At 53.5% G+C, this 26,804-nt stretch carries 24 protein-coding genes and 2 pseudogenes; 14 read left to right on the forward strand and 12 right to left on the reverse strand.

Going from position 1 to position 26,804, the window contains the following annotated elements; translation table 11 throughout:
• The first annotated feature begins 178 nt into the window (after positions 1-178).
• From J3A98_RS17045 to J3A98_RS17055, 3 genes are all read left to right on the forward strand, one after another.
• The gene (locus J3A98_RS17045; RefSeq protein ID WP_209967457.1) at positions 179-2,290 is read left to right on the forward strand and encodes a hypothetical protein; all 2,112 of its coding nucleotides are present in this window, start codon (positions 179-181) and stop codon (positions 2,288-2,290) included.
• On the forward strand, positions 2,290-3,186 hold the full coding sequence (locus tag J3A98_RS17050) for a hypothetical protein (RefSeq protein WP_209967459.1): 897 nt from the start codon (positions 2,290-2,292) through the stop codon (positions 3,184-3,186). Before J3A98_RS17045 ends, J3A98_RS17050 begins: the two co-directional genes overlap by 1 nt.
• Before the next feature lie 629 nt (positions 3,187-3,815).
• Positions 3,816-4,562 carry a DUF2971 domain-containing protein gene (locus tag J3A98_RS17055; protein WP_209967461.1) on the forward strand — a complete coding sequence of 249 codons (747 nt, stop codon included), beginning with the start codon at positions 3,816-3,818 and terminating at the stop codon, positions 4,560-4,562.
• Between the two features lie 55 nt (positions 4,563-4,617).
• On the opposite strand, the pseudogene J3A98_RS26990 reads toward J3A98_RS17055, so the two are convergent.
• Both J3A98_RS26990 and J3A98_RS17060 read right to left on the reverse strand, forming a co-directional pair.
• Positions 4,618-4,949, reverse strand: a pseudogene (locus J3A98_RS26990) (DUF4113 domain-containing protein); the annotation flags it as partial.
• Between the two features lie 184 nt (positions 4,950-5,133).
• Entirely contained in the window at positions 5,134-5,517 is a 384-nt protein-coding gene (locus tag J3A98_RS17060) for a hypothetical protein (protein ID WP_209967463.1), read from the reverse strand.
• A 319-nt stretch (positions 5,518-5,836) separates the two neighbouring features.
• On the opposite strand from J3A98_RS17060, the gene J3A98_RS17065 reads away from it, so the two are divergent.
• Together J3A98_RS17065 and hisD are read left to right on the forward strand one after the other, a co-directional pair.
• Complete coding sequence (locus tag J3A98_RS17065; protein WP_209967465.1) at positions 5,837-6,649, forward strand: helix-turn-helix transcriptional regulator; 813 nt, start codon at positions 5,837-5,839, stop codon at positions 6,647-6,649.
• 238 nt (positions 6,650-6,887) lie between these two features.
• Positions 6,888-8,195 carry a histidinol dehydrogenase gene (gene hisD, locus J3A98_RS17070; protein WP_209967467.1) on the forward strand — a complete coding sequence of 436 codons (1,308 nt, stop codon included), beginning with the start codon at positions 6,888-6,890 and terminating at the stop codon, positions 8,193-8,195.
• A gap of 72 nt (positions 8,196-8,267) precedes the next feature.
• Here the strand turns inward: hisD and J3A98_RS17075 are convergent, their stop codons facing one another.
• The 3 genes from J3A98_RS17075 to J3A98_RS17085 form a co-directional block, all read right to left on the reverse strand.
• A complete protein-coding gene (locus J3A98_RS17075) occupies positions 8,268-9,422 on the reverse strand; it encodes an MFS transporter (RefSeq protein WP_209967470.1) in 1,155 nt (384 codons plus the stop codon).
• A gap of 81 nt (positions 9,423-9,503) precedes the next feature.
• A complete protein-coding gene (locus tag J3A98_RS17080) occupies positions 9,504-10,886 on the reverse strand; it encodes an amino acid permease (RefSeq protein ID WP_209967472.1) in 1,383 nt (460 codons plus the stop codon).
• 176 nt (positions 10,887-11,062) lie between these two features.
• The gene (locus J3A98_RS17085) at positions 11,063-12,121 is read right to left on the reverse strand and encodes a LacI family DNA-binding transcriptional regulator (RefSeq protein ID WP_245355015.1); all 1,059 of its coding nucleotides are present in this window, start codon (positions 12,119-12,121) and stop codon (positions 11,063-11,065) included.
• A gap of 881 nt (positions 12,122-13,002) precedes the next feature.
• On the opposite strand from J3A98_RS17085, the gene J3A98_RS17090 reads away from it, so the two are divergent.
• From J3A98_RS17090 to J3A98_RS17120, 7 genes are all read left to right on the forward strand, one after another.
• Complete coding sequence (locus J3A98_RS17090; protein WP_180688483.1) at positions 13,003-13,662, forward strand: ThuA domain-containing protein; 660 nt, start codon at positions 13,003-13,005, stop codon at positions 13,660-13,662.
• Positions 13,663-13,755: 93 nt separating this feature from the next.
• A complete protein-coding gene (locus J3A98_RS17095; RefSeq protein ID WP_209967476.1) occupies positions 13,756-15,543 on the forward strand; it encodes a thiamine pyrophosphate-binding protein in 1,788 nt (595 codons plus the stop codon).
• Positions 15,544-15,565: 22 nt separating this feature from the next.
• A complete protein-coding gene (locus J3A98_RS17100) occupies positions 15,566-17,158 on the forward strand; it encodes a GMC family oxidoreductase (protein ID WP_209967479.1) in 1,593 nt (530 codons plus the stop codon).
• A 68-nt stretch (positions 17,159-17,226) separates the two neighbouring features.
• Positions 17,227-18,486 (forward strand): MFS transporter, encoded by a 1,260-nt coding sequence (locus J3A98_RS17105; protein ID WP_209967481.1) that lies wholly within the window; start codon positions 17,227-17,229, stop codon positions 18,484-18,486.
• Between the two features lie 124 nt (positions 18,487-18,610).
• Positions 18,611-19,834 carry a carbohydrate porin gene (locus J3A98_RS17110; protein ID WP_209967484.1) on the forward strand — a complete coding sequence of 408 codons (1,224 nt, stop codon included), beginning with the start codon at positions 18,611-18,613 and terminating at the stop codon, positions 19,832-19,834.
• 110 nt (positions 19,835-19,944) lie between these two features.
• Positions 19,945-20,334 carry a heme-binding protein gene (locus J3A98_RS17115; RefSeq protein ID WP_209967486.1) on the forward strand — a complete coding sequence of 130 codons (390 nt, stop codon included), beginning with the start codon at positions 19,945-19,947 and terminating at the stop codon, positions 20,332-20,334.
• Positions 20,331-20,621 carry an MFS transporter gene (locus J3A98_RS17120; protein ID WP_209967488.1) on the forward strand — a complete coding sequence of 97 codons (291 nt, stop codon included), beginning with the start codon at positions 20,331-20,333 and terminating at the stop codon, positions 20,619-20,621. Before J3A98_RS17115 ends, J3A98_RS17120 begins: the two co-directional genes overlap by 4 nt.
• On the opposite strand, the gene J3A98_RS17125 is transcribed toward J3A98_RS17120, so the two are convergent.
• The 4 genes from J3A98_RS17125 to J3A98_RS17140 all read right to left on the reverse strand — a co-directional run bounded on the left by J3A98_RS17125 (position 20,618) and on the right by J3A98_RS17140 (position 22,673).
• Positions 20,618-21,034: a hypothetical protein gene (locus J3A98_RS17125; RefSeq protein WP_209967490.1), complete on the reverse strand. Its 417-nt coding sequence runs from the start codon at positions 21,032-21,034 to the stop codon at positions 20,618-20,620. The two genes, J3A98_RS17120 and J3A98_RS17125, sit on opposite strands and share 4 nt — an antisense overlap.
• A 62-nt stretch (positions 21,035-21,096) precedes the next feature.
• Positions 21,097-21,825, reverse strand: a complete 729-nt coding sequence (locus J3A98_RS17130; protein ID WP_209967492.1) for a metallophosphoesterase family protein — start codon at positions 21,823-21,825, stop codon at positions 21,097-21,099.
• Positions 21,826-21,899: 74 nt separating this feature from the next.
• Positions 21,900-22,295 (reverse strand): hypothetical protein, encoded by a 396-nt coding sequence (locus J3A98_RS17135; RefSeq protein WP_209967495.1) that lies wholly within the window; start codon positions 22,293-22,295, stop codon positions 21,900-21,902.
• Between the two features lie 3 nt (positions 22,296-22,298).
• Positions 22,299-22,673 (reverse strand): hypothetical protein, encoded by a 375-nt coding sequence (locus tag J3A98_RS17140; protein WP_348635630.1) that lies wholly within the window; start codon positions 22,671-22,673, stop codon positions 22,299-22,301.
• 302 nt (positions 22,674-22,975) lie between these two features.
• On the opposite strand from J3A98_RS17140, the gene J3A98_RS17145 reads away from it, so the two are divergent.
• On the forward strand, positions 22,976-23,386 hold the full coding sequence (locus J3A98_RS17145; RefSeq protein ID WP_348635631.1) for a helix-turn-helix domain-containing protein: 411 nt from the start codon (positions 22,976-22,978) through the stop codon (positions 23,384-23,386).
• A gap of 536 nt (positions 23,387-23,922) precedes the next feature.
• A pseudogene (locus J3A98_RS17150) lies at positions 23,923-24,534 on the forward strand (mechanosensitive ion channel family protein); the annotation flags it as partial.
• Positions 24,535-24,576: 42 nt separating this feature from the next.
• Here J3A98_RS17150 and J3A98_RS17155 read toward each other — a convergent pair.
• From J3A98_RS17155 to J3A98_RS17165, 3 genes are all read right to left on the reverse strand, one after another.
• Entirely contained in the window at positions 24,577-25,452 is an 876-nt protein-coding gene (locus J3A98_RS17155; RefSeq protein WP_209967499.1) for a carboxylate/amino acid/amine transporter, read from the reverse strand.
• Between the two features lie 285 nt (positions 25,453-25,737).
• Positions 25,738-26,337, reverse strand: a complete 600-nt coding sequence (locus tag J3A98_RS17160; protein WP_176685573.1) for an FMN-dependent NADH-azoreductase — start codon at positions 26,335-26,337, stop codon at positions 25,738-25,740.
• 108 nt (positions 26,338-26,445) lie between these two features.
• Complete coding sequence (locus J3A98_RS17165; RefSeq protein ID WP_012051530.1) at positions 26,446-26,760, reverse strand: hypothetical protein; 315 nt, start codon at positions 26,758-26,760, stop codon at positions 26,446-26,448.
• Positions 26,761-26,804 lie beyond the last annotated feature (44 nt).

Raw genomic sequence — 26,804 nt, forward strand, 5'->3', positions numbered from 1 at the left:
CTCTTTGCAAGAAAGGTGAAAAATTAGGGCGGGGCCCATCCAAACAGATAGCCAGCACTCCAAACGAATCTGTATATAAATACAGTGCCGCACATGTAATTTCTATCGCCGCCACTTGCCATCATTTCGCCATTGAGCCACGATTGCTTCTTGCCTCGACCTTCAAGTGGTTCGAAATATGATCGATGTAGAAGAGCTGAAAAAACTCTATAAACAATACGGATTCGATGAAGCCAAGAGTGATGAACCTGGCATTCATGTTTTCACTTACCGAGCCGGACATTTTCACAACGCCGATATCGTCAGCATCGATAACCGAGGCGACGAAGAACGGGTATTCAATCAGTTCAAGAAATCTGGATATGCCTGTAAAACCCGACACTACACCAGCAACCATGATATCGAAAAAACGTTGTTCCGAGGCTTCTTCTCGGCTGATACCACACGTAAAAAGCTCCGGAAAGAATACAACCGCTACACTGACGCAATCGCAAAAACACACTCTGACACCGGAACTTATCAGTATATAAACTCCCACTACACGATCAACGATAAGCCCGGAACCAAAAGCGTCGTAACTGAAATACACTCCCGCCTACGATCCGCAAAGCCTGCATTATTTCTCATTGAGGCAGCGGCAGGGTTTGGAAAAACCTGTACCGCCTACGAACTTCTGAAGACGATAATAGACACTTCGGAGGACATGGTTCCTCTATTTTCTGAACTTTCGAGAAACCGACAAGCCAAAATATTTAGATACGTTTTTCTGGATGAAATTGATCGTAGCTTCCCGATGCTAAGATCATCACTTGTGCGTAGCGAAATTAGGAACGGTAATGTACCTGTAATTCTTGACGGTTTCGATGAGCTTCTTCCTCAAAGCAAAACTCACGAAGAGGGTGACGCTTACGAGCATACAGAACCTATGCTCGAGACAATTAGTGAGCTTTTGACAAAATCGGCCAAGGTTATCCTCACTACCCGGCGAACGGCTATTTTTGATGGTGATAACTTCCATGCGTGGGTGGAGCAGCACTGTGATGATTTCGAGATTTTCAGAATCCGCATAAATGAGCCGACCATTGAAGATTGGATTAGCACTTCTCGACTTGAAAGCCTTAATGGAGCTAATTTCCCGATTGATCGCGTAAGCAATCCAGTATTGCTCGCCTACCTACGCTGCATTTCGAACTCCGAGTTTGACCACGTAATAGCCAACCCCAATTCAATCGTGGACAAATACTTCAATTCCATGCTTGAAAGGGAGCGCCTAAGACAAGATCTTCGCGTATTGCCAAGCCATCAGTACTCGATACTGAAAACCATTGCAAACGACATGATCAACAATAATTACACCTCTGAATCAAAAGAGTACATCTCCGCTCTTATCCTCAAGTCCCATCAAGACTTACTTGATGAAAGTAGAAAACAATACCAAGTCGATGAAAGACCAACACTTGGAGAGCTTGTCACGAAGCTAGCGGGCCACGCGATGCTCGACAGAAGCAATGAAAATGGGCAGGGTATCGGCTTTGTGAACGAGTTCGTTCTTGGAAACTTCTGCGCCGAAATAATTATCGACGACACCAGCTTAGAATGGGCTGGGCCTGAAAGATTCATCGAACCTTCAGTCATAGCCTCTCTCGCGCGCGCAAATGATACAAAAACTCAACTTTGGAAGGCACTCGCTTTTTCCCTTGAATTTTTGACCCCAACCGAAAAGGTCACCTATACCATAAGCCTTACCGACCAATTGGATGTAGAACTCGTCGGGGGTTCTGTTGAGAGCATTGAGATTCGAAATGTCAGACTTGGGAAAAATAAGCTAGAGAACTTTATCTTCATTGGTTGTTCTTTTGTAGACACCATATTCGTCTGCAAAAAAATGGATCGAGTCTCGTTCATAAACTGTCGCTTCTTCAATTGTGGACTAGAGCAAAGCGACCATACAGAAACAATTCATGCACTCGGCTGCAGCTCTGACAATGAAGATTTCCTACTCGCACTTCAACACCGCTCAACAGAAGAAATCATTGTCGAGAAAAAGTTTCCAGAAGCTGAAATATTTGTGTTAGAGAAATTTTGGCCAAAAGGGCGCAATACCTTTCATAAGCACCGCCCTATTCGTATAGTTTGCTCTAACGCCGGACAGATTCCGCAGACTGATATTTTGGAAGCAATTTCCGCCCTTAGAAGACAAAAATTTATCCAAGATGGTGAAAAAAGCAGCATCCTGGAACTAAACATCGAATATATACCTGAAATAAAAACAATGCTGGGGCGCAACTGATGTCACTTTCACCAGACCATAACATTTCGACACAGCTGCAAAGCATGATACAGAGCCATCTTGATCAATTAGGTTTGCTGTGCCGTGTATTTTCAAGGGCAAAAAGCGAGCACTCCATTCAAAAGAAAATTTCTCGTACACCGGGTAAATACTCAGCTGACGGAAAAAAAATTCAGGATGCATTTGGCGTTAGGGTGGCCCTCTATTTTCCTGACGACCAACCGGTTGCGATGGCAGTTCTGAAAAGACACTTTTCATATGATGCAGAATCATCCACGATTGACACACCAGACGGAAGCGTTTTCACGGCCAACCGTTGCAACTTGGTATTCCGCCTCCCGGCACAGCTTATTGACCAAAGCGTGCTACTTGAGTCATTTGACGTCCTAGACCAAACCTTTGAAGTGCAAATCCGAACAATCCTTTCAGAAGGATGGCATGAAGTCGAGCATGATCTTAGATACAAGTGCCAAGACGACTGGGAAAGTTATGGCGACCTGGGTAGAGCTCTCAATGGAATCTTTGCGAGCTTAGAAACCTCAGACTGGGGAATGATGAAGGTTTTTGAGACATTGGCCCATCGTCATTACAAAGCTGGGGAATGGACGCAAATGATAAGAACAAAATTTCGGCTTCGCTCGGAGAGCGAGCTAAGCAGCGAAGTAATCGACATACTGCGACTGTATCCTGAAACCGGAAAACGTATTTTCCGTATAAACCGCCAGAGCTTCCTAGACACCATTATTAATTATAAAATCGAAATGCCCATCACAGCAGACAACATTGTTTACCTAGGAAATTATAGTTTCGTTGGCAGCCCCGAGATACATGAGCTCACACCCCCGCCTCTCCTTAACATTTTCACAAGCTCAGGTGCAGGACAATACGCGCGATAAGTTATCCGATAAATATGTGGGGCTGCCGCTCGACAGCTCCATATCTTTTTGAGTCTTATCAACGATGAGGAAACCCGCAGATCTCAGCAGTTGCATGGCCGAGCTCGCTCATCATATGGATCCGTTTGTAAACCGTACCGCACTTCAGGCAAGAACGGGCGGGGAGATCCTTAGAAAATTTCGCAAGTGCGTAAAGAAAGCCAAAACCACAAAGCCCGAGGTCGGGTCAATTGGCCGCGCGGCCGCTGACATGCTCTAGGCGCTGAACATCCGGCGATCGGACATCATGCATGCCTACCCGATCACCAACCAGGCAAGGCAAGGCAGCAAATTCTGCACCGTCGGCTGGACGAGAAAAATCGCTACTTCCAGGTAACCAACGAGATACTGGAGGAGTTCATCAGCAAGCTACATGACGTGAGCAGCTTGCTGTACAACATTCGCGCCATCATGAAGTCGGAGCTTGGCAACCAAGCGGCGACCTCCAGCCGGTGAGCAACCGGGACGCGGGCTCGGAACCGCGGAGGTAGATAGCTTAAGGCTTGGCTTCCGGGCTAAAGTGGGATGTTGCGCAGCAAATCCAGCCGCCAAGCAGGCGACACACCATCTGCCCAGTGAACCAGGACACCATGATCACCCCTTCCCACTTGTACAAATATCAAAGCGTCACGCAGTACTCGCTGCAGTCCTTGGCCGACAAAAAAGTCTGGCTGTCCAACCCGGCCTCCTTCAATGATCCGTTTGACTGCGCCATCAACCTCGACCGCAGCAAGCTGGCAGAGTCCGTAGCCCACGCGGTCGAGAAAGCCACACAAAATGCTGAGGTGGAGGACTCACGTAAGGTGCCGAGCGAGGAGGACGAGCTTGCCTATGAGCGGCTTCGCGACGGACTCGGTGCGCTCATGCAGAACATTGGCGTGCTCTGCCTCAGCGAGGCACCCGATGAAATTCTGATGTGGTCTCACTACGCCGCGAACCACAAAGGCTTCTGCATCGAGTACAAAATCGATGAGACCTCCCCACTGAAGACCATGGCCAGACCGGTGAAGTACACCGATGTGTACCCGTCACTGTCCGTGAAAAACCTGCCTGCCGGCACCACGGAGACCTTTTTGGATGCCTGCCTGTTCACCAAGGCCAAGCAATGGAGCTACGAGAAGGAATGGCGAGCAATCATGGATGTTGGCGGGAAGCTTTATGAAGCTCCAGCCCCGGTCTCCGCCATCATCTTCGGCGCACGCATGCCTGATGCCGATAAGCGCGATGTCTACGAGATTCTTCGCCATACACCCGGAATCGAATTTCGGGAGGCGTTCCTCCTTGATAACTTCTTTGGACTCGGTTTCCGTCCGTATGTAACTGAAGACAACCGATAAGGTCGTTCAGGGCCAGAGGCGCTGGAAGCCGCCCTGGCCTTGCTCATACCCCGCTCTATTTGCAGTACACCGTCCAGAGTTCATCGATACGCGTCGTAAGGCGACGACTCATCATCTCCCAGCTCATCCCCAGCTGGGATCGACCGGAACGCTGGCCAGGCGCATCGTCCCCCTGCCCCATCGTCCATTCACAGCATCATGCACGCCCATGAGCTTTTCGCTTGTCGCGGGCTGGGCAGCAGCGAATAGGTCACCGGTCATCTCGTTCCGCCTACTGAGGTCAAGCAGCAGCACCTCTGCTTTGCTGTAACGAAAGCCTTCTCGGAACACCCTTTCCACCCCCTGCTGCGCAGCCTTTGTCAGCAAACGTGTGTCGTCTTTTGGATACTTCCGCGTAACGCTTGCACGAGCTCGCTCATCACGAGTAGAGCAACCTATTATTGTCAGAACTGGACATAAAAAAGCCTTGGCATACTCATTTAGCGAGCAAGCCAAGGCATCAACAGAAACTTCAGCAGCTACTGCTTCCTACAATTTAGCTTCAAGGTTAATCCCTATACTTAACCAAAGGTCAGACTAAACTGTCACCTTTTTTGACCACCCCAAATGATGGCTTGTTTCTTAGAACTGCATAAGACCCAATCACGAACACAGTAATGCTAAGGGTAAACCAAAACTGAAAACTGGAGGCCGGGTTAATAGCTTGAGAAAGAAGAACGACAGAAAGCGTCCCAATGGCAAGCCAGTTTGAGTATGGAGAGAACCAAGCCTTGAAGCCTACCTCATCACTAGGCTGATGACGTTGCTGCTTACGCATAGCGAGGTGCGAGAAGGATATAAACAACCACACAATGATCACAAAGGCTCCTGAGCTCTTTGCTAGCGCCAAGAACAAATCGGCCCCACTCAAAAAGTGAGCTATGAATAAACAAAATGCATTATTGCGAAAAACCAAGGTGAGTTCGCATTTTAGCGACAGCTAGGAGGCTCATTGAAAATGGTACTGCCCCCAGACCATTTAAACGGTGAAAAGCTACTCCTCGTATTGGCTAATCAGATTTCCTACACCTCCGGTCGCCGCACCGTCCTGAAGCACTGACCGATTTTTAGGTATCGCCCAATCGAACGCCGCATCCTTAGAATCTGGGCGGAGCGCTCGTACCCAGCGCCATCGAGGAGCGGAACTCAGGCGCACCAAAATCCCACTTCCCGTTGATGATGAGCTGGAAACCCCATAAGATGAGCTCATCGATATATCTGAACCAAGACAAGCCATGCACAATCAAGAAAATTTTCAAGAAAACCTGAAAATGCTATGTGAACAAGTTGGCACAGTTTCAGAGATGTGCCGGCGAGTAGGAATCAACCGACAGCAATTCAATAAATATTTAGCTGGAACGCATCAACCTTCAAAATCCAACCTGCGCTCAATAGCTAACTTTTTCGGCCTAAGCAACGACATACTATTCAGCAACCCGAACGACTTCCGATCAATGATCGAAGGCGGTCATTTTCATCTTTTCAGAAACCTGATCCAAACACCAAAGATGCTCATGTTTATCAATGAGCTCCTACAAGAAAATGACTCTAGCCTATCAGAACTAACGGGCGTCTATGAACGATATCATCATTCATCCATCTACAAAGGGAAAATTGTTAGATCCGTTTTCTGCATTTATGAAAAAAACGGGATGCTCATGCATTATTACATCGAGAGATTCCCTAACCAGGATGGCAGCGGCAAGATAGATTACCACTTCAAGTATCATGGCTTGACCTTCTTGATATCCAGCCGGATTTTTTGCATAGATTTCGAAAGCATTCAGAAGAACGAAATAACTTTCACGAACCTCGCAGCGGTAAGTAGAAACTCTAGGAAATTCGTTTTTGGTGTCTCTAGTGGCATCGCAGCAACCATGGTACGTCAGCCTGTCGCCGCAAAAGTTGCGATGCATTTCGTCACCAAGGGGCTCATGAAAAAAGAACACATTCGCCGTGCAACCGTTCTCTCTCCTGATGATCCCTCCATTCCCAAGGAGGTCGTGGATTATCTGGGAGCCGGCACCTCTTCAATCGATCCCGTCTGAGCGCATCCCAAGACGTCGACGCTTAATGCGTCTAACTCACTACAGATATGCGTCACATTGCGTCACATGTCGTTCATGTGAGAAATTGTTTGCGTCATCCGTCAACGGTAATTTGATTCAAGCAGCTCGATATTCGAAAGGGTCGCAGATCGCATTACGCAATCCCTGCTAAGCGGCGACCACACTCGAGTGCTGCTCAATAATCCTAATACTGTGTGCGCCCGATAGAGGTGATGTGATGGCTGAGTGGATCAAAAAGGCTAAACCTACTGAACAGCAGGTTGATCGCAACGAGCAGGTGAAGTCTGATGTCTCCCGCATCCTGCTGGACATCGAAAAACGCGGCGATGCCGCTGTCCGCGAGCTCTCGGTTAAGTTCGATGGCTGGGATCGCACCGACTACCGCCTGACCGACGCCGAAGTCAAAGAATGTGTATCCAGGCTCACCGAGCGTGAATACAACGACATTCTGTTCGCTCAAGAGCAGGTGCGCCGCTTCGCTGATGCTCAGCGTAAATCCCTCCTGGATGTTGAAATTGAGAGCATTCCAGGTGTGATCCTCGGTCATAAGCACATTCCTGTGAATGCTGCTGGCTGCTACGTGCCAGGTGGCAAGTACCCACTGCTGGCATCGGCCCACATGTCGATCGTTACCGCCAAATCGGCTGGCGTGAAGAACATCACCACAGCTGCCCCGCCCTTCCAAGGCAAGCCGGCTCCTTACATCGTTGCTGCACAAGCGCTGGGCGGTGCTGATGCCATCTACAGCCTGGGTGGCATTCAGGCAGTTGCGGCGATGGCGATCGGCACTGAGTCGATCAGTCCAGTAGATATCATTGTTGGCCCAGGCAACGCTTATGTTGCCGAAGCAAAGCGTCAACTCTTCGGGCGTGTTGGCATCGATCTGTTCGCAGGCCCAACCGAAACACTGCTCATCACCGATGACTCGGTCGACGGCGAACTGTGTGCGACCGATCTGCTGGGCCAAGCCGAGCACGGTGTCGACTCCCCTGCCGTCATGCTGACCACTTCTCGCGAGCTGGCAGTGGAAACGCTGAAAGAGATCGAGCGCCTGCTGGTTAAGCTGCCAACCCAGAAAATCGCCCGTGAGGCGTGGGATAATTTCGGCGAGATCATCCTCTGCGAAAACTACGAAGAAATGGTCAAGCTCTCGGATGAATACGCCTCTGAGCACGTCCAGATCATGACTCACGATGACGATTACTTCGTGAAGAACCTGACCAACTTCGGTGCACTGTTCGTAGGTGCCCGTACCAACGTTTCCTACGGCGACAAAGTGATCGGCACCAACCACACCCTGCCAACCAACAAAGCCGCTCGCTACACCGGTGGTCTGTGGGTTGGTAAGTACATCAAGACCTGCACCTATCAGCGCATCCTGACCGACGAAGCCTCTTCGCTGATCGGCGAATACTGCTCGCGCCTGTGCTTGATGGAAGGTTTTGTCGGCCACGCTGAGCAAGCGAACATCCGTGTTCGTCGCTATGGCAAGAAAGAAGTAGGCTTCGGCGAACCAGCGATTTAAATCCACTGGCTCAAAAAAATGCCAGCTCACTTGGTGGGCTGGCATTTTTATTGGGCAGGTAAAAATCAAACCTCAAGACTGCTTCACGACAGTCCTTGAGGTAGCAATGACAAACACCAGAAGGATTCCGGTCAGCAGCAGTGCAATGCTCAATGTGGTCAAGTGAGCCACAAATCCTATGATTGCTGGCCCCATCAGAATGCCCAGATAGCCAATTGCATTGACTGTTGAAAGCGCCATGGCTACCGGCATGGCCCCCTGCTTGCCGGCTGCAGAGCAATACACTGGGACTAGGTTCGCGATTCCAGCCCCAATCAGGACGAAACCTGCCAAGGTGGCAAGTGGGTTGTCGACCAAAATGGCGATCATGACCCCTACCAGCGCCACGCACCCGCCACCTAAGAGCACAACACGCTCCGTCAGTTTCGGAACCAACCAGTCCCCTGACAGCCTCCCGATTGCCATCGTAACGGAGAAGAGTGCGAAACCAATCCCAGAATGACTGATATCCATGTCCCTGACGGTATTCAAGAATACTGCACTCCAGTCGAGCATTGACCCTTCAACAAGGAAGACAATCAGGCAGAGCACACCCAAGAGCAGCACGTAGGGTGTTGGCTTGGCGAACATTGAGCCTCCGCTACCCTCTCCATAAGGAAGCATGTGTCGACCTACGCCTAGTAACAGGGCTATGACCAATGCTACGAGAGCAAAGACAGCCGCCACCGGTGACAGCCCGCACCACAAGAGCCCAGAAACGACCAGGGCGCTGACAATATTCCCAACGCTGAATAAGCCATGAAAGCCAGACATCATCGAACGTCCGAGACCTCTCTCGACGATGGAACCTTGCAGGTTCATCGTCACGTCGGCTGTCCCCAGGCAAGCACCGAAGATCAGCAGAAATACGACAAGCAGCGAAAACTGCGAAACGCTAGCAAGAAACATCAAACTGATGATCGCCCCCAAAAGAGCCGTGATCATTGTCGCCCTGCACCCTACTTTGCTGACGATCTTAGCAACGAACGGCATCATGCATAGAGAGCCAGTCCCTAAGCAGAGCAGCAAGATACCCAGTTCCCCATCACCAATTCCAGCCCGCTCCCTGGCGAACGGCACCAGTGGCGCCCATGCGCCCATCGCCACCCCGGGAAGGAAAAAAGCAGTCCGGCATGCAACCAGGTTCCTCCTACTAATCGTGTAGAAATCATCGGTTAATGCATTCATAAATTATCCCAAAAAAAACGCCCATCAGGAGATGGGCAAAGTTTGGTGAGTACCGCACACAACAAATCTAAAGATCGCTATTCAGTTGCTGTCCCTCTTTTGAAGGATCACGCCAATGATGACCAACGCCAGTGTGAGTATTGAAGACACAAGCAGTTCCATTTGGTGCCCCGGCACGACTGCCATCAGGATTAGGAAGGAGACGATTGCAGCGATGGTTACGTAGGACAGCGCCGGGAAAAAAGGAAAACTCACCAGCAGCGCCCTCCCCTGAGCAATGGCACGCTTACGCAAGATCACTTGGCTCACCGCGATGACCAGGTACGTCACAAGAGCAATCGTACCGATCGTAGCAATCAATGGTACCAGCACGGCTTGCGGCAACGTGTAGTTGGCCACCAGAAGAGCGAGAGCCCCCGCGCTCGCATAAAAAATCGACACCTTCGGAACACCGTTGGCGGTCGTCTGAGCCCAAGACTGAGGCGCATCTCTACGTACGGCAAGCGAATAGCCCATACGAGACGCAGTGAAAATCGCAGAGTTGAGGGTGCTCGCTACACCCACCAGGATCACTGCCTGAATGATGCCGGCAGCACCTGGGATACCCATCACCTCCAGAGCCGACTGGAAAGAGCCGATCTCAAGACGAGGAGAATTCCAGGCTACCAAGGCAACAATTACAAAAATGGAGCCAAAGTAGAAAATCAGCATCCGCCATACCACAGAGCGAATTGCCCTTCGGATGTTTGCTCGGGGGTCTTCAGATTCAGCTGCAGCGATGGTCACGATTTCCATGCCTGTGAAGCTGAACAGCGCCAGAACCAGCGCTGATGCAATTCCCGGGAGCCCTGTGGGCGCAAAGCCACCGTCTTGCCAGAGGTGACCAAATCCGCTTGCCGTGCTGGTAGGGAGCATCCCAGACATCGCAGACACGCCCAGGCCAATGAAGGCCAAAATGGAGACGACCTTGATCAGAGATAACCAGTACTCGAGCGTACCGAAGTTCTTCACGCTGAGGATATTGGTCAGAGTGAGGCCGACGATAAGCGCCACACCAATCGCCATGGAGGGGACTCCAAGCCAACCGCCGAGAATGTCGGAGGCCACGATAGCTTCTAGTGGTATGACGAGCACATAGAACCACCAGTACAACCAGCCGATAGAGAAGCCCGCCCAGCGCCCCATCGCTTGCTGGGCGTAGGTGGAAAATGAGCCTGTGTCTGGGTTTGCGGTTGCGAGTTCGGCAAGCATGCCCATCACAAGTACAACCAGTACCGCAGCAATAGCAAAGGAGACCAATACCGCTGGCCCAGCAGCACTAATGGCGCTCGCGGAGCCCACGAAGAAGCCTGCACCGATTACACCACCAATAGAGATCATGGTGATCTGGCGACTACTCAAACCCTTAGACAACGCCCCATGAGACACCGCCTTCTCTGAGGCAGAATCCAGTTGATATTCCATGCCTAGCCCCATCAGGAACTTCCACCCACCGCCTAAGCGGTACAGCCTGGAGGCTGGCGGAAGTGAGCTTCACGTTATTTTTAGAAACCGCCGCATTGCGATCTCAGATTAAGCTGTGAAACTCACTGGGCCAATTTCTCAATCAAACACAAAGTGACGCAGATTGACGCACAGCGCTACAGTCGGCGCGTAGTGGTTCGCACGACAAGCGATGTTTCGAAGATCTTGACTATCGGCTGTAGGGGCTCCGACGCCTCGAGTTCATCGAGCAAAATACGAGCAGCACACTCGCCCTTACCGATGATGGACTGACGGATGGTGGTCAGGCCTCTCGGCGCCGCATCGGGGACGTCGTCGAACCCGATAACCGATAGCTGCCCGGGAACGGCAACACCCTCCTCCTCCGCTTTTGACAAACACGCTAATGCCATCACATCAGAGCTCGCTACAACAGCCGTGACCCCGGACTCACGTAGCAGTGTGGACGCAGCCTCCCGACCGAGCGCATCGGTAAATCCGCCTGCTTCGATAATCACCAACTCGTCGTAAGCAATGCCGTGCCTTTCGGCAGTCTCGACGTAGGCCGTGAGCCGCTCTCTAGCGATTCTCTCCGTCGACTGCCTAAAGCGCTTTTGGCTCACCCGCCCCCTCTTCCCGTCAGGGATCAAGCGCTCGACCAGAATCGCGATCTTGGTATGACCAAGGCCGAGAATGTGCTCCATTTGATCCGTTGCAGCTTGCCGGTCGTCTATCCCAACAAAATGCACCCCCTCGAGTCTGGGCGAGTCGATAATCACTGCAGGTATGTTGCGTTTCACGATGAACTGGGTGATTGGATGATCGTCAGGCAATGTGGAAATTATCAGGCCGTCGACCAGCCCCCGTACAGCCAGGTTGGAATCACCTTCCTGATCGCCCTCAAGTTTTTTGCTCTTCAAGGGGAAGAGGGTCAATGCGACGTTGGCGAGTTCGTTGACCTTGGCGATTCCCTTCAGAAGAGACATCGCCCAAGGGTCATCAAACGCATAGGACAACTGATCCATTACGACCAGGCCAATGGCACCGACTCGACCCGAGCGAAGGCTTCTCCCGCGAAGGTTCGGCCCTGGATATCCCAAGCTCGCAGCGACTGAAAGAATGTGTTCCCGCTGGCTGGCTGAGACCTTACTCGAGCCGCTGTAGGCATAGGAAACCGCTGGCTGAGAAACGCCCGCCGCTTTTGCCACATCTTTCATCGAAACCATCTGAAGATCTGCCCTATATTTATTTCTATGACATGCAGGAATTACTCTGCACACGCTGATTGCAGAGCTGGTGAGGATAACGGCTCGAGCTCCGGGAGGATAACTATTTTCCCTGGCGCGGTTGATGCCACACACCTAGCTCGAGCCCCTTTCCAGCACAGAAAAAATCACACTGGCACATTTTTTTGTGCTCGCCATTAGCCTAGCGACAACGAAAAATGCGACCCAAATCGCTGGTGACCATCTTCCTTGATGCCTCAAGCCACGCGGCTTCCAACCCCAAATTTGATCCACCACTGCCAGAGGTAGGTGCCCAATCGAGCCCCCGACCTTTTGTCGTGTGCGGGTATTGACAACCTAAAAACGCGTGTTACCTTGTGCTCACAGGTTATACGAATAACCACCCAAACAAGAAACGAGGCTGCTTATGTCTAGCGCCCACAAGCTGAACGAACTAGCTCAGCGAAACCATCAAGCGAGATGCGTGCCGTCACTAGCTCTGCGGCTTGCACCCCAGCTATCTCTTAGATCCACTGCCCACAAAGCCCGAAATGCGTCGGTGCGTCGGAGCCCTAGTGCCGAGACCCAGACCCACTCAGCTGTATTAACGGCTAGGAACGCCTTTGCCTGGAGTTTAAGTGCGCAGTGAAATCGTCGTTAGATAAACCCCCTACTTTGAATGCAAGGTACACACAGCAATCATTTCGCTTGCTGTGACAATGTAGGCAGGTAAAGGCTCACGCCAAGTTATCCCCCGAATTTGTTTCGGTGACTTCGTGCAGCCCCAATAAAGGCAAGTCAATAGCTAAGAATTCTGTCGAAGTTTTATCGACGGCTGCTCTTCGTCAAAAATAAATACTGGAGGTATAACCGTGACTCGTGCTCTCTATCTTTACGGCGGCTGGCCTGGACATTACCCATACGAAATCGCTGGCTGGGCTCGCGAGCTATTCAAGGAGCTGGACTTTGACGTTGAAGAGTCCACCGACATCTTCACCCTAGATCGTGACCTGAAGGGTTATGACCTGATCATCATCGGATGGAACAACGCTGTCACCACCGAAACCCTGACTGCTTCGCAGGAAAAGCATCTCTCTGAAGCAGTCGAAAGCGGCGTGGGCCTTGTTGGCTGGCACGGCGCAGGCGCGGCATTCCGGGCAAGCCTGAAATATCACTTTATGCTGGGCGGCTCCTTCCTTGAGCATCCGGCTGGCGAAGGTTACCCACACCCGTACATGGTCAACTTCATCGACCGTGATCACGAGGTGACCCAAGGCGTTGAGGATTTTGAGGTTCGCTCCGAGCAGTACTACATGCAGGTAGACCCAAACATACACGTCCTGGCTGAAACCACCTTTGATGGCAACCCTATGCCATGGCTTAAAGGCCACCGAAGCCCAGTTGCTTGGGTTCGTAACTGGGGCGAGGGCCGAGTGTTCTATCACTCGATCGGCCACGACACCAGCAACCTCGCTGACCCCAATATTCGTCGTCTCACTAAGCAAGGCTTGGTGTGGGCAGCGCGTAAGTAAATACCTGACCGGTAATTCGAGATCTTCAGAGTTACTCCACGCGGTTTCCCTGAAGAACGTTTAGTGAAACCCTCCAACTAGGAGCGATGCAACATGCCTAAACTCACAGGCAGCCAAGTGGTTGCCCAAACACTAAAAAATTACGGCGTCGAGTACGTTGCCGGTATTCCTGGGCACGGCATCTGGACTTTGATGGACGCCTTCATGGAAGAGGAGTCCAAGCTCCGGTTCATTCAGGTTTTCCATGAGCAAAGTGCCGTGCACTTGGCCGACGGCTTCTACCGTGTTTCGGGCAAACCAATGGCTGCAATCACTTCGATTGGCGCCGGTGCAAGCAACACCGTTATCGGTATGGCGACCGCCTACACCGACTCGACCAGCTGCATGCTGATCACCGGTGGCCCACCCACTCACATGCGCGGCCATGGCTTGCTGCAGGAGTTGGAGCGCTACACGGACAACGACTTCCCGAAGATCGCCGAAGCAGTATCCAAGCGGCACTGGGTTGCCACTCGCACCGAAGAGATGCCATTCATCATGCACCGGGCTTTCAGCTCGATGCTGACCGGTCGTCCCGGCCCTGTTCACATCGAGATCCCGATGGACGTACAGGCTGAAGCGGCTGAGGTGACTCTGCACGACCTGCAAGAGCGCATTCCAGTTGGTAAGGTCTACCCAGACCCGAAAGCCATCAAGCGCGCGGCCGAAGTGCTGCGTGAGGCTAAGCGTCCAATGATCGTTATCGGCGGCGGCGTTATCACTGCCGAAGCATTTGACGAAGTTGTAGCGCTGGCGGAAACCTGGAAAATCCCAGTCGTTACGACTTGGAACGGTAAAGGTGGCTTCCCGGAAGACCACGCGCTGTTCGCAGGTAGTGTTGGCCAGACCGGCACGCTCTGCGGCAACAAGATGGCATCGAGTGCTGACGTGATCCTGGCAGTAGGCTGCCGATTCACTGACTGGTCGTCTTCGAGCTACGCCCAAGGCGTTACGTTCTCGATCCCACCAGGACGCCTGATCCACATCGATATCGATCCGCATGAGATCGGCAAAAACTACCCAGTTGCTGTCGGTATCGTTTCGGACGCGAAGTACGCTCTGGCGCACATCGTTGATGAGCTGAAAGACGAAACTGTTGATCGCACCGAGTACCTGCAAGATCTGAAAGAGAACCAGGACTTGTGGGAAGCCAAACTGGCTACCCGCCGCGACTCTGATCGCTTCCCGTTCACCTCGCAGCGTCCTCTGGGCGCTCTGCGTAAGATCTTCCCACGTGACACCATCGTTGTCGTAGGTTCCGGCAATGCGCAGGGCGCAGTGAAGCAGACCTTCCCTGTTTACTCTCCGCGCACCCACCTAACCTCGGGTGGCTTCTCCTCGATGGGTTGGGCTGTACCTGCAGCAATCGGCGCCAAATTGGCGGCTCCGAATCAGCCAGTGGTGTGCATCCTGGGTGACGGTGACTTCCTGATGAACTCTCAGGAAATTGCCATCTGCAAAACCAACGACATCCCTGTTGTCTTCATCATTCAGAACAACGCCGGCTACATGTCGATTCGCGGCGGCCAGCGCAAGCAGACGGATCGACACATCGGTAGCGAATTCAACACTCCTGATGGCAAGCCCTACTCCCCGGACTACGAGGCACTGGGCAAGGCGTTCGGCCTGAAGTCCTTCTGCGTTCGCAGCAATGATGAGCTGGAGCCAATCCTTCAAGAAGCCTTGGAATCCAATGAGGCCGTTCTGATCGAAATTCCAACCGACCGTGACGCGGCAGGCCCGTGGGTTCCAGGCTGGTGGGACTTCCCGGTTCCAGAGTACATCACCGACGAACGTCAGGATGAGTACTGGGAACTGCGCAACAAAGAACAGCACCTGTAACTAAAACTGAGGCATGCAGGAAATGAGTACTGAAGTATTAAACACTCATTCAGAGCAAGCCCGCTTGGAAGGAGCTCCGGCCCGCCGGCGCTCCAATCCAACCGTGAAGCCTGATGAAAATGGTGTAGTGACCTGCGACGTGCTGATCATCGGATCCGGCATGGGAGGCTCCACATTTGCTCATGCTCTGACCAAGAAAGGGCTCGATGTCCTGGTCGTAGAGCGCGGCGATTTCCTTCCTCGTGAAACCGAAAACTGGAGTGCGGAAGCTGTTTTCGGTGAAGGCCGCTACAGGAACGCGGAACAGTGGCTGGACAGGGATAACAAGCCTTTCTCGCCAGGCGTATTCTATTACGTAGGTGGCAATACCAAATTTTATGGGGCAATGCTGCCGCGCTTCCGGGAGGTAGACTTCTCGGATGTAAAGCACGCAGAAGGTGTCGCGCCAGGCTGGCCAATCAGTTACGCGGAATTGGAACCATACTATTGCCAAGCCGAGCAGCTCTATAAAGTGCACGGCAACGCAGGCCAAGACCCCAGCGAGCCATGGCGGTCGCAACCATACCCATGGCCAGGCCTGCAGCACGATCCCGCACTGCTCTCACTCGAGAAAGTGATGAAAGATGACGGACTGTCGCCTTTCGTAATGCCGGCTGCTGTTGACTACGGCGAGGATCGCGCCTGCGTACTCTGCTCTACGTGCGACGGTTACCCATGCTTGCTCGAAGCCAAAGGCGACGCCGAAATTTCGACCTTGCGTCCAGCGTTGGAGTCAGGCGCCAGGCTGATGGTAGGTACCAAAATCGACAAGCTCGTGACCAGCAAAGACGGAAAGCGGGTTACTGAAGCTTTAGGTGTCAAGGACGGTCAACCGGTCAGAATTCTGGCAAATCGTATCGCGCTAGCATGTGGCGCGGTTAACAGTGCCGCCCTGCTTTTCCGTTCAAAGAACGAGCTGCATCCTACGGGCCTTGGTAATAGCTCTGACCAACTAGGTCGGAACTACATGGTGCATAACAGCACGTTCATGATCGCTGTTGACCCACTGCACACCAACAAGGTGAAGTTCCAAAAAACACTGGCTATCAACGATTGGTACTCGGCAGGCCGTCACAACACATTCCCGTTGGGGAATGTGCAAATGCTTGGCAAGATTCGAGAGCCAATGATCACGCCAATGCGGCCATGGATTCCGAAGATTGTCTCTCGGTTTATCACCGGCCACAGCGTTGACCTTTATCTGACCTCTGAAGATATTCCAACCCAGGACAATCGCGTGGAATACGATGAAAAACGTAATTCCATCAAGGTTCATTGGACACCTAACAATCTCAGTGCTCATGATCAGCTGGTTGAAAAAACCACTGCAATCATGAAAAAAGCTGGTTTCCCAGTTGTACTGACCGAGCGTATGGGCATCGCGACGAACTCTCACCAATGTGGTACTGCGGTAATGGGTGCTGACCCGAAGAAAAGCGTTCTTGACCCTAACTGCAAAATGCATGACCTGGACAACGTATGGATCGTTGACAGCTCATCATTCCCATCTTCAGCAGCAGTTAACCCTGCACTGACAATTGCGGCAAATGCGCTAAGGATAGCGGATAAATTTTAATAAAAATGTCATCCATTCTTTGCAAACGGATGACACCCCGACCTTAACCGACAGGAACGTGTTAAAAAATGAATAACATGAACAATAGCCTTGTCACCCCTCGAATTAGAAGGGCTCGTGTTGCTACATTTGCGGGCTTTATGATTCTTGGGGCCATGATGTACATCTGGTCTACTGGCGTATCAGCATTTCGTCACCACATGGGACTTAATGGTGACCTCGGCGACGCCAACTTTGGCATGATCGCGTTTGGTATTGGTGTTGGCAGTGCGGTTGGTTCGTTCATCGTTGGCATGTTCCTGGACAGGTTTGGTGCCAAAAAAGTTATCCTTACAACCGCAATTGCGTACCCGCTCTCGATCATCCCGATGGGCTACGCCACCGACGTTTACTTTGCGTTGAGCTTCGGGGTTGTCTTGGGATTGCTTCGTGGTGCTGCAGACACTGCGTACAACACCCATGGTGTGCAGGTAGAGCGTTTCTACCAGCGCTCGATCATGACCACATTCCACGCGGCCTACTCCTTAGGTGGCTTCGTTCTCGGCATGGTGGGTAGTGGGTTTGCGGCACGTTACACCGAAAGTGCCGCCGTCCCATTCACTGTTCTGGGCGTGCTGTTACTCGCAATCGGCATCATTTCCAGCGTCTTCATGCTCGATCAGCATGAGGTAGTTTCAGAGGCAGCTACTGATGCGAAGGGAGCCAAACCGGCCAGCTCCGCTTCCCTTGGCGTGATCGCGCTGATGGTGGGGTTCGGTATCCTGTTGCTCGGCAGCATGGTTGGTGAAGGGGCTGTCGCCGACTGGGGCCAAGAGTATGGACGTCGTGTTCTTGGTGTCACCGCTGCCGATGCCGGTGTTGCCGTTTCGGTCTTCATCGGGGCGCAGTTCATTGGTCGAGTGATTGGCGACCGTCTCGCAGCACTGATCGGCGCAGTTCGTCTCGTATTCCTGAGCGCTGTCATCGCCATCGCTGGTCTGATTCTGATCGTAGTCGTCAATACAGAGTTCGCGGGCCTAGTTGGCTTTGCAATGTTCGGCCTGGGTCTTGCCAGCATCGCACCGCTCATGCTGTCCAGCGCTGGCCGTAAAGACCCGGCCAACGCAGGCCGCAACATCGGCATCGTGAACTGCATTGGTTATTCAGGCATGCTTATCGGGCCGGCAGCCATTGCTCTCGTTGTCAGCACCTTCGGCATCGACAAACTGCTCTACTTCCCGATTGTCCTCCTCATCCCGCTCGCCGTATTCGGCCCAGCATTGATGAAACAAGGTCGCTCGAGCAATTCCTCGCTTCAAACCCCCATCAGCGAACACAAAGTAAGCTGATTCTTTGGGGCTGCCTGCTCGGGCAGCCCCTTTTTTCTACACCATCTATTCAATAAAAACAGTAGTCAAACGAACTCCTGAACAATCACTACCTGCCATAAAACATATAATAAAGGAAACATTCATGCTCAATAGCAAGAAGCTAGGGCTTTCGGCTGCACTCAGTATGTTATCTCCGCTTGCAGCAGAAGCACTCGAGTTTAATGGTTATCTTCGTAGTGGTATTGGAGGTGCGACCTCTGGCGGAACTCAGTCATGTTTTCAGTTGCCAGGTGCACCCACAAAATACCGTTTAGGTAACGAATGCGAGCAGTACGCCGAATTCGGAGTTCGCCACGACCTTGCCACACTAGATGATGGGTCGGTTCTTAGCGTCGAGGGGATGGCCGCTCTACAAAATCAGTATGGGCATACTCCGAAGTTCTCAGATAACTACGGATACGCTCGCGTAGTTCAAGCCTACGCCGAGTGGAGCAAAGTCCCACAGCTCAATAATGGCTCCTTGTGGGCGGGTCGTCGCTTTTACAAGCGCAATGATATACACATCTCTGACTTTTACTATTGGGATCAAAGTGGCACCGGCGCTGGCATTGAAGATTTCGAACTCGGCGGCCTCAAATACAGTTACGCATTCTCCAGGAAGGATAACGTCTTTCAAAAGGACTACACCAACCGGCACGACTTCAATATAGGCGGCATCAACACAAACCCCGGCGGCGAGCTCGAGTTTGGCCTCAGCTATATCGAAGATCCGGATAGTGGTGATACCCACAGCGGATGGGCGGTCACTGCCCAGCATCGCCAGAGTGATGTGCTCGGTGGAAACGCCAACACCGTAGCAATCCAGCATGGCCAGGGCCCAGGTACCAGTTTAGGTTACACAGGGGATGTGGAGCTCGATCGCAGCAACCGGAGCTGGCGAGCCTTGGATTATTTCGACTGGCAAATAACTCCTCGATTCGGCGGCCAGTTCCAGATCGTAGCTCAGCGCGATTATCGCGACGGTGGGGAAAAACAGGATTGGGTATCGGTGGGCGTCAGGCCTGTTTATGCGATCTCTGATCAAATCAAGCTGATTGCGGAAATCGGCCACGACCAGATTGATGCCGCCGATGGCACTCGGAAGCTGAGCAAATTCACCGTAGCCCCTACCTGGTCTCCTAAAGGGCCTGGTTTCTGGGATCGACCAGAAATCCGCCTGTACTACACCTACGCGAAGTGGAACCGGGCCGCCCAACAGGCTGCGGACGAAATGGATGAAGGATCTGCCCTATCGTCCACCGGAGCATTCAACAGCGCACGCCACGGCAGCAATTTCGGCGTCCAGGTCGAGTACTGGTGGGAATGAAGCAATAGAGCTTCGCCCTCCTCTTCTAATACGTAACTTCACCTTGCTCTCGAATGGTGCTCAGGGTGCCGCTTGAGCGCAAGGTGCTACTGCTCAGGAACATTACGAAAATGGAAGAAATTGCGCAGCAAGTCATCAGTCGCGCTCAAGAAATTGCCCATCGACTGGGGCACCCCGTCTGCATCTCCGTAGTCGATCCATCCGGGCTTCCATTCGCCTTCTTGCGCATGGACAACGCAATACCTGGGGCTATCGATATCGCAGTGAAGAAGGCTCGTACCGCTGCCCTCTTCCGAACAGACAGCATCACTATCGGCGCCGAAGCGAGGCCCTCTGGGTCGATCTACACATTGGAGGCAACCAATGGCGGGTTGATCAGTTTCGGAGGCGGCGTAGTGCTCTATGACGAAACGGGCAACGTGATAGGAGCTCTTGGCATTTCTGGGGCCCCTGTAGAGGTCGACCAGTCGATCGCCATGGAGGCTGCAGGCCGGCTATGAATGCTTCGAAGTCTCTCCATGTGGGTGTGTGGGCGCTCGCAATTGCGGCATTTGCCATAGGCGTTTCCGAGTTTGTCGTGGTTGGCGTGCTGCCTTCCATTGCCCAAGATTTCAGTATCTCGCTCGCCCACGCGGGGGGACTCGTTAGCTATTACGCCCTGGCCCTGGCAGTGGGCCCCCCCATAACCGTTCTCGTCATCGCACATTATCCAAGAAGGCTTGTGCTACTGGTTCTGATTGCAGTCTTCCTGCTGGGCAACCTGCTCTCGGCGATGTCATCCAGTTAACCATCTGAGCTAGGTGTTCTGATCCGACCGTAGGCGCCTGGCTCGCTCGTTAGAGAAGCTTCAGGTTGGTCTGCGCTTGTAATGAATGCTCGAAGACTCTTCCGGCCCGCTCCGCGCTTGAATGAAGTCAGAACAAAATTCCCTGCCTTTGTATCGACCACCCAGAAGCGCCCTACTCTAAACAACGAGAAGATCGGCGTGGTCGTAAGCAAATATGCCCCTGTGCGCTTCTCAATAAGCCCTGGAACGATTTGACCAACCACGACCCCGACTGCGCACTCATTCGAAATTTCTACGTCGCTCAGATACGCAGTGATCGGCACAGGATACTGCTGAGCCATCGCTTGTATGATGCGCGTGAGCTGAAAAATCGATGGTTCTTCACCTGGGTAACTCATGATCTCATCTGTCATGTGTTCTTGCGCTCCTGCGTCCAATTCAACACCCCTCTGACAGCTTGCGCTCCTAGGGGCGCTTAGATTTCAATGATCAAGTCCGGTACAAAGCCGGTCTTTTCACCGGGATACCCTTTCGGGTTCGAAACGAGCCGACATCCCGAAACGACCGTGTCGACCGCGTAATGGGTATGGCCGAAGATCCAGGCATCAGCCTGCGAAACTAGGTCATGCCATTGGTTGAAATACGCAGCACCGAGGTGGCCTTCATGACCATCACCAGCGACCTCTTCAATCGGGCAATGATGCGTGACGACGATGGTCTTACCTCCGAAATCCTTAGCCAACTCCGTAGCCAGAAAGTCCCGCGCACAAATGTTGCGAGCGATGAGATCGACAGGGCGAAGCTTTCTAAAGCCTTCGCCGATTCGGATCTGGGTGAAGTCGCTCATCCACTCCCAGCACAACGACATCGCTACGCGGTAATCCCCTGTGGACGTGAAATCTGTCCACGCCGTCGCAGCTAAAAATCTGACATCACCAACGATCAGTGTCTGGTTATCCAGAACATGAACATGCCCAGCTGCCGCCTGTTGCATCTTCGTCAGCGTGCGGTCTAGGTGCGCCCGGTAGAACTCGTGATTTCCGGGGACGTAGATCACTGGACAGTCAAAAGCCGCGTTTGCCCACTCGACCCCTTGACCGCGCACAGAGATGTCACCAGCGAGCACGACCAGCTCGACGTCCAGCTGAGGTGGCACGAATTCGGAGAACTCGTTGTGGAGGTCGGAGTAGACCGCAATCTTCATACAGCGCTCCATAAGGCTCCGTCGCAACTCCCGAGCCAGTCCGAAGGACGATCGGGCTACAAAATCTGAAATGCTTAAGGACGAAAGGACAGCACCAATTCGAGCGGGGCTTGCTTCCTGTATCCGTTGCCAACAAGCAAATAGATCGTGTTCCGAGTCTCAAATAACCATGGTTTCTCATGCGAGATTGCGTAGGTCGATCTCACCCAGCTGCCTGGTACAAACCGCCCTCGGCTGTCGTAGATGACCTCATGAGCGAGCACGATCATCGGCGCGATTCCGCCCGGCAACGGCTCAACCTCATTTGCGGGAATCTCAACGATGATCCAACGCTTCACCAAGCAAAACGCTTTACCTGAAAAGCGCTGCTCTGCTGTTTGAACAAGCCCTGCTCTATCACCACACCACCCAGGGACAACCTCGCCGGCGCCGTAAAGAAACTCCATAGCGTCATCAAGGGACACGGACATCTCTTACTCCCCAGCGCTCGAGAAAACTTGCCCATCATGAGTGACGAACTCGTAGATCGGGGTCGCTTCCGTACCGGCTTTGATACGGATCTCTGAGAGGAGCCTCATCGAGAATTCAGTCTGCTTTGTCATCGCGGGTGGAGCGAGCAGCTGAACTTTGTTGACGCTCAGAAAATCGACTGAGTCGCCCTTACACAACGAATCGACAGCCTCGACGCTCGAGACGATGCGCATAGAAGGCCCAAGGCATCCGTCGACGAAGCCACTCCCTTCTACGATGAAGTAGTAGGAATCTGCGTTCAGGCTCGCCGAGTCCCAAAGCAAGCGCAGGTGATCCGGCGCCAAGAACTGCCCTTGCAAGTCGGTTCGCTTAGTCACCAACACAACTCGTACTCCGCTTTTTTCTCGGGCTATAAGCTAGTGTTAAGCCCTACAACAATTGATATAAATTGACACTTTTACCAGCTGTTAGCTGCACAAAAGCTGAAATTAGCCCGCGCTATCGCACGGGAGGCACGATAACACCAATCCACATTCCCTGACTATATTTCATAGATGTGGATTTTGCGTTGTGGCCTTATCCTTCCCTTTACTCGGAAGTCTTGATGCCCTCGCCCCACTCCCTAGCAGCGGTCTTGCGCACCGTGCGTGCTGCTCGCGGCCTCTCGCAAGAGCAGCTAGTGAAGACGCTGGACGCGCGCCACTTGCACAACGTAGAGCACGGCTCGACGAACATGACGTTGAAGATGTTTGACGGTATCAGCAGCCATCTTGACGTCGACCCCCTAGCACTCCTGGCAGCCGCTTCCAGCTTTGATCGCCACGAAACCTTCGAAGAGTTTATGGCTTACCTATGGAGCGAGCTCGAAAAGCTACGTGAAATGAAGGTCATGGATAGCGTGCCAGCACAGTTCTCTAATGGCGTGCTGATCGCAGCCAAAGGCGGGAAACCCGCTACCTCCGCCGAAAAAATCAGAGCCGTCCTTGATTGCAAAGCCGAAGGGCTGACTCAGAAAGAGACGTCGGTAAAGCTAGGCATACCCAAGTCCACAGTGCACAAGATTTGGCATCGGAAGGATGGACACCGATAGACTGCAGCTAGTGAGACCGTGAATTGGTAGGAAAGCGGACAGCAGAACTCGGAGAGCTAGCCATCCGCCTCAACGCAATTTGAGAAAGCGCGCTGGGCCATATCGAACATCCCACCGGAAACAAGCAGGGGTGATAAACATCTGCTTGCGCTCAGCTAAGAAGCTCCCCTCACACGTTGGCCGGCTGTTTAGTGAATTTGCCGTCAAGAATCGCCTTGGCGATTTCCAGCTCCTTCAACATGTATCTGCGCGGTGTGCGCTCTTCATAGATGCGCCTGGCTTGTTCTGCGCCTCACCCGCGCCATTACGAAGATGAGCTGGAGAAGCCAGCCTCGTAGGCGTAATTGACCTGAGTTGAGCTTGGGATCGCTCACGTTTCGGTCGAGAGCGTTAGACCGGTGTCGGAGGTATCGCCATGAATGCTCTCTTCACTCGGCTCAGCGGCTGTCCATATTTGCCTAAGAAATTCCAGACAGCACCTTTTTCTCCTCTTGCCCGGTTTTACTGGCTGAGGTGCTGTCCGGATTCTATGAAGCTCACTATTAGTAAGATTCGACAAGACCCTCGTTTCCATCCCCACCTGGCGCCTGATGAGCGAGTCATTCCGCAATTACCGCGGCATGCAGCAGTCCGGTGGCCGACGGATCAAGCGCAGCCTGTTCATCGACGCCGGCGGCGTACGCTTTCTCTCCCGCGAAGAAGAGCAGCGCCTGAGCCAGGTGCGGCTGCTGGGTGACTACCTGACCGCCAAGCGCCAGGAACTGCAGAACTGGAACGAGGCGCTGGGGCCGGTGGCGGAGCTGTCGGCCAACCACCGCAAGCTGACCAACCTCGGTACCTTCCGTGCCTTTGCCCTGGCTTACCTGCAGAACCACCCCAACGTACACAAGAACATGACCTGCATGGTGCGGCAGATGCAGACCACCGCCGAAGGCGTGCCGCTGGAGATTTACTGCTTCACTACCACCACGGCGTGGGAAGAGTACGAGCGGATTCAAGGCGATATTTTCGACTACCTGCTGGCGGTGTTGCCGGAGTTCGGCCTGAGCCTGTATCAGCAGCCGAGTGGCAATGACATGCGGGTGGGGTTGGCGGGGCGCTCGGTTGAAGCGCTGCCGCATCGCCTGGAAGAAGTGAGCGAAGCTTGAGAGTGCCGGGGCTGCCTAGCAGCCCCCGGATCAAAGGGCGCGTCAGGCCTTGCCGGCCAGCGGCGCCTGTGCGCGCCCACCCAGGCGGCTCAGCCACACCGACGCCAGGATGATCCCCCCACCGATGAACAGCCGCCCCAGCGGCTCGTGCTGGTTCCAGATCAACAGGTTCAGCAGCAGCCCTACCGGCACATGCAGGTTGTTCATGACCGCCAGCGTACCGCCAGAAACCAGGCATGCACCTTTGTTCCACCAGTACAGCCCCAGCGCCGTCGGGCACAGGCCCAGGAACAGCAGCACCAGCCATTGCACATCCGTGCTTGGCAGGTGCTGAGTGTTGCCGAACAGCAAGAAGGCCGGCAGCACCACCAGCAACGCGCCGAGGTAAAAGTACCCGAAGCGGGCGTAGTGTGGCAGGTCGCTGGGGTGGCGAGCGACCAGGTGACGGTACAGCACCTGGCCGGCAGCGTAGGTGAAGTTGGCCAGTTGCAGCAGTAGGAAGCCGATGAAGAACTCGCCGCTGATGCTGTCGAAGCGGATCACGGCGGCGCCGGCCACCGCAACCAGTGCGGCCAGCAGCGCCCAGGGGTTGAAGCGCCGGTTCATGGCGTCTTCAATCAACGTCACATGCAGCGGCGTGAGGATGGTGAACAGCAGCACCTCTGGCACCGTGAGCACGCGAAAACTCAGGTACAGGCAGACGTAGGTGATGCCGTACTGCAACGCACCGATCAGCAGCATCCAGCGCATGAAGCCCGGCTCGACGTGGCGCCAGCGGGTCAGCGGCAGAAACACCAGGCCAGCCAGCAGTACCCGCGCGAGCACCGCGAAATAGCTGTCAACGTGCCCGGCCAGGTACTCGCCGATCAGGCTGAAGGAAAACGCCTGGATCAGCGCGACGATTATCAGGTAGCCCATGGTTGCCTCTCGTGAATCAAGGCGGCGACCTTAGCGGGTTGCGGCGAATGAGTTCAACCATGAGGAATGTAGGGGCTGTCCCGGCCTCTTCGCGGGCACGCCCGCTCCCACAGGGACCTGCAATATCTTCCGGCGTGTGGAGGCCCTGTAGGAGCGGGTTTACCCGCGAAGAGGCCGGCACTGGCGACCTCAAAACCCCAGGCATAAAAAAACCCGGCCATACAAGCCGGGCAGGTACACCCAAAGGAGCAAAAACAGGTGTCAGGGTTGGGAATTCGTGAAGCCTCAGGCCACCGCCGCCAGCTTGGCCTTGGCCTGGTTGACGCCCTTCTCGTGGAACTCGCCGCTCATGTTCAGGCCCTCGGCATGGATGAAGTCGACATCGTGGATGCCGATGAAAGCCATTACCTGACGCAGGTACGGTTCCTGGTGGTCACTGCTGGCACCAGCATGGATGCCGCCGCGGGCAGTCAGGACGATGGCGCGCTTGCCGGTCAGCAGGCCTTGCGGGCCGGTCGGGGTGTACTTGAAGGTGATACCCGCACGCAGCACGTGGTCCAGCCAGGCCTTGAGAGTGCTGGGGATGGTGAAGTTGTACATGGGCGCCGCCATCACCAGCACGTCGGCAGCCAGCAATTCATCCGTCAGCTCGTTGGAACGGGCCAGGGCCTCCAGTTCGGCGGCGGTGCGCTGTTCTTCGGGCTTCATCCAGCCACCCAGCAGGTTGGCGTCCAGGTGCGGCACCGGGTTTACAGCCAGGTCACGCACGCTGATCTGATCGACTGGGTGAGCGGCCTGCCATTGCTGGATGAAATCCTTGGTCAGCTGACGGGAAACGGAATCCTGCTGGCGGGCGCTGCTTTCGATGATCAGTACGCGGGACATGGGGTGCCTCCATCGGCAAAAAGGGAGCGATTCGATGGAGGTGAGATTAAGGCTTGACCTATCGATAAAAAAGCGTAAAAAGTGGGTCCAATCTATCGATTAATCAGTTTATTCCGCACTGCAGTTCAAGGCGATGCGCAGTTTGATGATTTGTCGATTGAATTTGGCGGTGACATCGACGCTTTTACCCGCCGGTACGTTCACCCGGCGCACCCGCGGTGCCTCCGGCCCATTGCGAAAGGTCACCTTGCACGCCGCCGGGACCTGCCCATAGTTGTTGAGGGTGATGGCGCCAATGTCATAGGCCGTGTCATAGGCGGTGTAGTCGAGCTTGACCCCGGTCAGCTCCTTCTCTACATCGATGGGATAAGCCATGGCCCCGAGGGGCAGGCACATCAGTATTGCCGCACAACATTTCTTCATGGGCCGTTCTCCTTGAAAGAGCGCAGCTTAGGACAACAGGAGCG

The sequence above is a fragment of the Pseudomonas sp. BP6 genome (assembly GCF_017875935.1).
Classification (GTDB): Bacteria; Pseudomonadota; Gammaproteobacteria; order Pseudomonadales; family Pseudomonadaceae; genus Aquipseudomonas; species Aquipseudomonas putida_Y.

What these genes read in the sequence shown, in the direction of transcription:
- J3A98_RS17105 (WP_209967481.1), top strand. Translation starts at nt 17,227, where the DNA reads ATGAATAACATGAACAATAGCCTTGTCACCCCTCGAATTAGAAGGGCT.
- J3A98_RS17065 (WP_209967465.1), top strand. Translation starts at nt 5,837, where the DNA reads ATGCACAATCAAGAAAATTTTCAAGAAAACCTGAAAATGCTATGTGAA.
- J3A98_RS17050 (WP_209967459.1), top strand. Translation starts at nt 2,290, where the DNA reads ATGTCACTTTCACCAGACCATAACATTTCGACACAGCTGCAAAGCATG.
- J3A98_RS17165 (WP_012051530.1), bottom strand. Translation starts at nt 26,760, where the DNA reads ATGAAGAAATGTTGTGCGGCAATACTGATGTGCCTGCCCCTCGGGGCC.
- J3A98_RS17080 (WP_209967472.1), bottom strand. Translation starts at nt 10,886, where the DNA reads ATGGAATATCAACTGGATTCTGCCTCAGAGAAGGCGGTGTCTCATGGG.
- J3A98_RS17120 (WP_209967488.1), top strand. Translation starts at nt 20,331, where the DNA reads ATGAATGCTTCGAAGTCTCTCCATGTGGGTGTGTGGGCGCTCGCAATT.
- J3A98_RS17125 (WP_209967490.1), bottom strand. Translation starts at nt 21,034, where the DNA reads ATGACAGATGAGATCATGAGTTACCCAGGTGAAGAACCATCGATTTTT.
- J3A98_RS17095 (WP_209967476.1), top strand. Translation starts at nt 13,756, where the DNA reads ATGCCTAAACTCACAGGCAGCCAAGTGGTTGCCCAAACACTAAAAAAT.
- J3A98_RS17110 (WP_209967484.1), top strand. Translation starts at nt 18,611, where the DNA reads ATGCTCAATAGCAAGAAGCTAGGGCTTTCGGCTGCACTCAGTATGTTA.
- J3A98_RS17045 (WP_209967457.1), top strand. Translation starts at nt 179, where the DNA reads ATGATCGATGTAGAAGAGCTGAAAAAACTCTATAAACAATACGGATTC.
- J3A98_RS17160 (WP_176685573.1), bottom strand. Translation starts at nt 26,337, where the DNA reads ATGTCCCGCGTACTGATCATCGAAAGCAGCGCCCGCCAGCAGGATTCC.
- J3A98_RS17055 (WP_209967461.1), top strand. Translation starts at nt 3,816, where the DNA reads ATGATCACCCCTTCCCACTTGTACAAATATCAAAGCGTCACGCAGTAC.
- J3A98_RS17075 (WP_209967470.1), bottom strand. Translation starts at nt 9,422, where the DNA reads ATGAATGCATTAACCGATGATTTCTACACGATTAGTAGGAGGAACCTG.
- J3A98_RS17155 (WP_209967499.1), bottom strand. Translation starts at nt 25,452, where the DNA reads ATGGGCTACCTGATAATCGTCGCGCTGATCCAGGCGTTTTCCTTCAGC.
- J3A98_RS17135 (WP_209967495.1), bottom strand. Translation starts at nt 22,295, where the DNA reads ATGTCCGTGTCCCTTGATGACGCTATGGAGTTTCTTTACGGCGCCGGC.
- hisD (WP_209967467.1), top strand. Translation starts at nt 6,888, where the DNA reads ATGGCTGAGTGGATCAAAAAGGCTAAACCTACTGAACAGCAGGTTGAT.
- J3A98_RS17130 (WP_209967492.1), bottom strand. Translation starts at nt 21,825, where the DNA reads ATGAAGATTGCGGTCTACTCCGACCTCCACAACGAGTTCTCCGAATTC.
- J3A98_RS17115 (WP_209967486.1), top strand. Translation starts at nt 19,945, where the DNA reads ATGGAAGAAATTGCGCAGCAAGTCATCAGTCGCGCTCAAGAAATTGCC.
- J3A98_RS17100 (WP_209967479.1), top strand. Translation starts at nt 15,566, where the DNA reads ATGAGTACTGAAGTATTAAACACTCATTCAGAGCAAGCCCGCTTGGAA.
- J3A98_RS17085 (WP_245355015.1), bottom strand. Translation starts at nt 12,121, where the DNA reads ATGAAAGATGTGGCAAAAGCGGCGGGCGTTTCTCAGCCAGCGGTTTCC.